Annotated in this window: 5 protein-coding genes; 1 reads left to right on the top strand and 4 read right to left on the bottom strand. The window is 67.8% G+C overall.

Annotation, left to right across the window (positions count from 1 at the left end; all coding sequences use genetic code 11):
* Positions 1–2,771, bottom strand: a 2,771-nt coding sequence (locus ACFW3F_RS22985; protein WP_388061577.1) for a BTAD domain-containing putative transcriptional regulator, incomplete at its 3' end; no start/stop codon positions are given.
* A gap of 17 nt (positions 2,772–2,788) precedes the next feature.
* Here ACFW3F_RS22985 and ACFW3F_RS22980 point away from each other — a divergent pair.
* The gene (locus ACFW3F_RS22980; RefSeq protein WP_388061575.1) at positions 2,789–3,652 is read left to right on the top strand and encodes a class I SAM-dependent methyltransferase; all 864 of its coding nucleotides are present in this window, start codon (positions 2,789–2,791) and stop codon (positions 3,650–3,652) included.
* A gap of 6 nt (positions 3,653–3,658) precedes the next feature.
* Here ACFW3F_RS22980 and ACFW3F_RS22975 read toward each other — a convergent pair whose 3' ends face one another.
* Genes ACFW3F_RS22975 through ACFW3F_RS22965 form a run of 3 tightly spaced genes read right to left on the bottom strand, consistent with a single transcriptional unit; the run spans position 3,659 to position 6,322 of the window.
* Positions 3,659–4,468 (bottom strand): amino acid ABC transporter ATP-binding protein, encoded by an 810-nt coding sequence (locus tag ACFW3F_RS22975; protein WP_388061573.1) that lies wholly within the window; start codon positions 4,466–4,468, stop codon positions 3,659–3,661.
* The gene (locus ACFW3F_RS22970; protein WP_388061571.1) at positions 4,465–5,421 is read right to left on the bottom strand and encodes an amino acid ABC transporter permease; all 957 of its coding nucleotides are present in this window, start codon (positions 5,419–5,421) and stop codon (positions 4,465–4,467) included. Before ACFW3F_RS22970 ends, ACFW3F_RS22975 begins: the two co-directional genes overlap by 4 nt.
* Before the next feature lies 1 nt (position 5,422).
* Positions 5,423–6,322: an ABC transporter substrate-binding protein gene (locus ACFW3F_RS22965; RefSeq protein ID WP_388061569.1), complete on the bottom strand. Its 900-nt coding sequence runs from the start codon at positions 6,320–6,322 to the stop codon at positions 5,423–5,425.
* Between the last annotated feature and the right edge of the window lie 111 nt (positions 6,323–6,433).

Below are 6,433 nucleotides of genomic sequence, written 5' to 3'. Positions count from 1 at the left end.
AGGATCAGGGCGGCCGGTTCACTCCGTCCGAGCTCGACCAGGACGTCGACCACCGAACGCACGGTCACCCACTGATTGGTCCAGTTCCCGGTCTGTCGCCAATGCTCGAGCACGTCGATGTACAGGCGCGCGGCGCGCTCGGTATCGCCGGAGCGGGCCTCGATCGATGCCCGCGACGCCATCGCCACCCCGAGGAGGTACCGATCACCGTGACGGCGCGCCGATTCGATGGCGCCGTCGAGAAGTTGCTGTGCCCGAGCAGGATCCGAGTCGAGCAGACACTCCCCCGACACATATCGGCACCATGCGGCGACCACGTCCTCCCCCGCTGTGAGACAAGCGATCTCGAGGGCACGGGCCGCCGGATGCGATTCCTCACCCTGGTAGGCACGGATGAGCAGCGCACAGATGTCGGACATGTGCGCCGCGCCCGGCATCGCGGCCCGCAACGCGAGCTCGCGAAACGTACGTGCATCCCCGAGCGCCGCGTCGAGGTCCCCCTGGAACAGCCCGACCTCCACCAGCATCATGTGGAGGTAGACACGGACCGCGGGTTCGGGGTCGGCGGCGAGGCCCCGACGCGTGCAACGCCGAGCGGTCGGCAGATCGCCGTCGAACCGCGCACCGCCGGCCGACACGGCCCACACCGCGGCACCGAGCGACGAGGGATCGTGACCGTCGACGAGCATCCGCGCCCACCCGGTGACCTCCGGGCTCATGGTCAGCTCGAGATAAGGGATCAGTCCCTGCAGAATCGTGTCGGCGAGGTCGAGGTCGTGAACGCACGCGTGGTCGATCGCCTGCCGCACGTCGTCGATGCGCTCGTCGACCAGGCGCGCCGCGTCGAGATGACCGCGCCCGTAGACCTCACATCCCAACGGCCCGAGCCAGTCCGCCACCCACGCGGTGTGCGCACATCGTGCGGTGGCGAGCGCATTGCGGCCGGTCAGCGAGTCTGTTCCGAACGCGCGCAACGTCTCCAACAAGAGGTAGCCACCCGCGTCGATGGACACCATGGACGCGTCGACCAGTTCGGCCACGGCATCGGCCACCGCCTCGCGGGCCAGTACGCCGGTGGCCTCCGCCAGGAACTCCGCGTCGTCGAGTCCGAACCGGGAGGGGAAGACGCTGAGAACGTCGAACAGACCGCGCGCCGGTTCACTCAGCAGCCCGTAGGACCAGTCGACGAGCGCATGAAGGCTGCGGTGCCGTGGCTCCACCCCTCGCGAACCCCGCAGGATGCGAAAGCGCCAGTGCAACCGGTCGACGAGCTCGGCCGGCGGTATCGCGCGCGCCTTCGTCGCCGCGAGCTCGACGCCGAGCGGCAGACCGTCGAGTCGCCGGCAGACCTCCGCGACCGCCGACGCGCTCCCCTCGTCCAGCTCGAAACGCGGGTCCCGCGCCCGGGCGCGTACACAGAACAGCCGCACCGCATCCGAGGACTCGATGTCATCGGCGGTCGCGTCCACGTCGGGCACGGCCAGCGGATCGAGACAGATGATCTGTTCGGCCGCGAGTCCGAGCGGCGCACGAGAGGTCGTCAGCACTGTGACGGTCGGACAGCGGTCCTGTAGCGCGACAACGACTTCGGCCGCGGTGCTGAGCACGTGCTCACAGTTGTCGAGTACGAGCAATCCCTGCCGGCCGGTCAGTGCGTCGGTGAGTGCGTCCAGGGCCGGTAGGTCGCGCCGCATCGACAACCTCGTCGCGGACGCCACGACGGGCACGACCCCGTCGGAACTCCCGACCGCGGCCAACTCGGCGAACCAGACGGGGCGGTCGGTCACGGACCGGGCATGACGGCGGACGAGAGCAGTCTTACCGACACCCCCGGGGCCGAGGACGGTGAACACCCCGCCGGCCCGCACTGCCGCCGACAGTTCGGCCAGGTCTGTATCGCGCCCGATCAGGGATGCCGAGACATTCCGCGGAGCCTCTGCACCCCCGGCAGATGCCGCGGCCGTCCGGTCCCGATTCGGCGCGTCCGGGTCCGGCGACACCCGGGCGGTCCGGGACGAGGGCTCTCCGTCGAGGATGCGGGCGTGGAGTTCACGGACCGAATGAGCCGGGTCGGTGCCGAGATCCTCCGCGAGGCGTCGACGCAGACGCTGGTAGGCGTCGAGCGCTTCGGCCGCGCGATCCATTCGCCACAATGCCCTCATGATCCTCAGGTGGAGTCCCTCGCGATACGGATGCTCATCGACGAACGGCAGCAACCGCACATATGCGTCTTCCGGGCGACCGAGGGCGATCAGGGCGTCGGCAGCCGTCTCCACGCCCAGCACGCGTCGCTCGATCAGGGCACCGACCTCTGTCTGCGCCCAGGACGAGTCGGAAAATTCTCCGTAAGGAGTTCCGTGCCAGAGCTTTTCGGCAAAGTCGAGAAGGTCGACCGCCAGTCGCGGCTCGGCACCGGCGACGGCGCAGGCGCGCGCCACGGTGTCGTCGAAGAGCAAGGTGTCGACATCGGCCCGGTCCACGAGGAGCGTGTAGCCGGGCGAGGTCGTGACCACTCGCAGGCGCCCGTCGACCTGGCGTTGCCGCAGGGTGGCGCGGAGCCGGAAGACGAGGTTGTGCAGCGCCGCCTCCGGGGTGGCGGGGGGCGCGTCCGTCCAGAGGATCTCGGTGAGCCAGCCCACGTCGGCGACCGCATTCGCGCGCAACGCCAGAGCGGCGAGCAGGCACCGCAGACGTGGCGTGCCGAATTGCGGCCGGGGCACCCCCGCCTCGCCCGGTGTGTCCACCGGACCCAGCAGAGTGAGACTGACCATGGCCTTATCATCGCAGGATGTCCCCCAACCAGGCGGAATCCGAGCAAACGACATCGAGCGGCCCGACGCAGAACCGACCCCCGAGAGTCCTCGGCGACGTCGACTCCACGACCAGTGACCGTGCCAGCCGCTGGTGGTGGGATCACGACGCGGAGAACTATCACGTCGAACACGGCGATTTTCTCGGCGCACACGCCGCGGGCGGGGACTTCGTCTGGTGTCCGGAAGGCCTGCGTGAATCCGATGTCCGACTCCTGGGGGACATCGACGGGCGCGACATCCTCGAGATCGGCTGCGGCTCGGCACCCTGCGCTCGCTGGCTGGCTGCACACGGTGCTCACGCGGTCGGTGTCGATCTGTCGCGGCGGATGCTGGGGATCGGGCTCGACGCGATGGCCGCCGAGGGCGTACGGGTACCGCTCGTGCAGGCCACCGCCGAAACGCTGCCCTTTGCGGACGAATCGTTCGACGCCGCCTGCTCCGCGTTCGGCGCGGTGCCGTTCGTCGCCGACTCCGCCGGTGTGATGAGCGAGGTCGCGCGGGTCCTGAGACCGGGCGGCCGTTGGGTTTTCGCAGTCAATCACCCGATGCGGTGGATGTTCCTCGACGACCCCGGCCCGGAGGGTCTGACCGTGCGGATTCCCTACTTCAACCGCACGCCGTACACCGAGACCGATGCCGACGGCACGCTGACCTATGTCGAGCACCACCGCACGATCGGCGACCGTGTCCGCGAACTCCGCGGGGCCGGGTTCATTCTCGACGACATCATCGAACCCGAATGGCCGGACGGTTTCGACCGCACCTGGGGTCAGTGGAGCCCGTTGCGCGGCAGTTACTTTCCCGGCACGGCGATCTTCTGCGGCCACAAGGCGCCGTAGCGATCCTCACAGGAGTTTCGACAGGAACTCCCGTGTGCGCTGTTCCTTCGGATCGGAGAGGACCTCGCGCGGATCACCCTGCTCCACCACGACGCCGGCGTCCATGAACACCAGCTGATCGGCGACCTCCCGCGCGAAACCCATCTCGTGGGTGACGACCATCATCGTCATGCCGGAGGCAGCCAGCTCGCGCATCACCTTCAGCACGTCGCCGACGAGTTCGGGATCGAGCGCGGAGGTGGGTTCGTCGAACAGCATCAGCTTGGGGTCCATCGCGAGGGCACGGGCAATCGCCACCCGCTGCTGCTGGCCGCCGGACAACTGGGCCGGGTAGGCGTCGGCCCGCTCGGACAGGCCCACCCGGTCCAGCAGGTAGCGGGCCTTCTCGAGGGCCTCGGAACGGGACTGTCTCTTCACCTGCATCGGCGCCTCGATCACGTTCTCGAGAGCCGTACGGTGCGGGAACAGGTTGAAGTGCTGGAACACCATGCCGATGTCGCGTCGTTGGGTCGCCGCGTCCTTGGCACTCATCTCGTAGAGTTTGCCGTTGCGTTCGCGATAGCCGATCAGATCACCGTCGACATAGAGCCGCCCGGCGTTGACGACTTCCAGGTGGTTCACGCACCGCAGGAACGTGGACTTCCCCGACCCCGACGGACCGATGAGGCACAGCACCTCACCGCGCGCCACCTCCAGCGATATCCCCTTGAGGACCTGCACCGAGCCGAAGCTCTTACAGACACGGTCGGCGACCACCATCGGCGGCGGCGATCCGTCGGCTCGGGCCGATCCGGTCGTGCGCTCTCCGGGACTCATGCTTTCTCTCCCCCCGCCGGCCCGGCGGCGCCGCCGGGCGCCGTGGCCGCGCCGTCGGCCATCGTCTTGAGTTGCCGGGCGGTGAGCTGGCGGGTCGCGCCCTTGGCGTAATAGCGCTCCACGTAGTACTGCCCCACCATGAGGACGCTGGTGATGGCGAGGTACCAGGTCGACGCGACGAGAAGCAGTGGGATCGGCTCGAAGATCACTCCCGAGATGTCCCGCTGGCGTCCGTAGAGGTCGAGTGTCAGCGGCACCGCGGCCACCAGGCTCGTGGTCTTGAGCATGCTGATCAGTTCGTTGCCGGTGGGCGGGATGATCACCCGCATGGCCTGGGGCAGCACCGTGCGTCGCATCGTCTGCGACCACGACATACCCAGTGCCACCGACGCCTCGGTCTGTCCCTCACCGACCGAGGACACACCGGCGCGGACGATCTCGGCCATGTATGCGGCCTCGTTGAGACCCAGTCCGATCACCGCGAACAGGAATGCGGCGTTGAGGGTCTGGATGTCGAGAGACACGAACTGGTGGACGAACGGAATGCCGAGGTCGATCTGTTTGTAGATCGCCGGGAACAGGCCCCAGAACACGAGCTGTACGTAGACGGGCGTGCCGCGGAAGATCCACAGGTACACCCACGACGTCCCGCGCAGCACCGGGTTCGGGCTCAGACGCATGATCGCGAGAACGACGCCGAGCACGATCGCGATCGCCATCGACAGCAGGGTGAGGGCGAGGGTGTAGCCGACACCCGACAGGATCCGGGAGTCGAAGAGATAGTTGCCGTACGTGCCCCAGCTGTACGCGTCGTTGGTGGCGGCGCCGTAGATGAACAACGCGCCGAGCACGATGATGATCACCGCGGCGACCCACTGTCCGGGCCTGCGGAGCGGAACCGCCGTGATCGGTTCCGGTTCGGTCGATGGGGGGCCGTGCTGCGGCGACGTCACCTCAGCTCACCGCCCCGTTGATGACGGAGACATCGATCATCCCCTCCTCGAGGCCCCAGTTGGCCGCGATCTGTTCGTACTGCCCGTTGTCGATGAGGTACTGCACTGCCCGCTGCATCGCGAGTGCGAGAGGGGAGCCCTTCCGTATCGCCCATCCGTAGGGCGCGGAGTCGAAGATGCCGCCCGCCGGCTTCAACCGACCGTCCGTGCGTTTGATCGCGTAGGCGGTGACCGGCGAGTCGGCCGACATCGCATCCACGCGTCCCAGGATCAGCGCGTTGACCGCCTCGTCCTGGCTGTCGAACCTGACCTTGTCGATCGCGGGCTTCCCCGCTGCGACGCAGGCTGCACTCTTGGCGGGGACCTCGTCGGTGTCCTCGTACGTGGTGGTCTGGACCGCCACCCGAAGGCCACACGCATTGTCGGGATCGATGTCGTCGGGGTTGTCGGTGGCCTGCGCCCACTGCACTCCGGCACTGTAATAGGTCACGAAGTCGACCTGCTTCTCACGCTCGAGCGTGTCGGTGAACGAGGACATACCGACCTGGTAGGTGCCGGCCTGTATCGACGGGATGATCGTGTCGAACTGGGACTCCTTGTAGTCGGGAACGAGCCCGAGCACCTTGCCGACGGCATTCATCAGGTCGACGTCGTAGCCCACGATCTTCCCGGACGCGTCCTTGTATTCGTTCGGCTGGTACGGAATGTTGACCCCGACCACGAGCCGACCGGTGCGAGCGATCTCCGGCGGGACGAGCGCGGCGATCTCCGGAACCTTCGCCACGTCGATGTCGATCGGGGTGACCTGGCTGGCGCGCTCCCGGGCCTCGTTGTCCACGCAACCGGTCACGACGACCACAACGGCCAGCAGGACGCCGAGCCAACGAGCCACCCGCGTCACACCACTTCCCTTCGTCCGGCCGAGCGCATCAGCTCACTGTAGTTCGCCCGCTCCACCCCGGCTCGCCACCCACGATTCACGCGTGTTCGTACCCGACCTTCTGCTCCCCGA

The organism is Gordonia sp. NPDC058843, assembly GCF_042743165.1.
GTDB lineage: Bacteria > Actinomycetota > Actinomycetes > Mycobacteriales > Mycobacteriaceae > Gordonia.
Note: the sequence above shows the minus strand (reverse complement) of the source record. Positions and strands in the feature narration are given on the sequence as shown.

Excerpts from the sequence above, each read along its gene's own strand:
- ACFW3F_RS22975 (WP_388061573.1), bottom strand. The coding sequence starts at position 4,468 with ATGAGTCCCGGAGAGCGCACGACCGGATCGGCCCGAGCCGACGGATCG.
- ACFW3F_RS22980 (WP_388061575.1), top strand. The coding sequence starts at position 2,789 with ATGTCCCCCAACCAGGCGGAATCCGAGCAAACGACATCGAGCGGCCCG.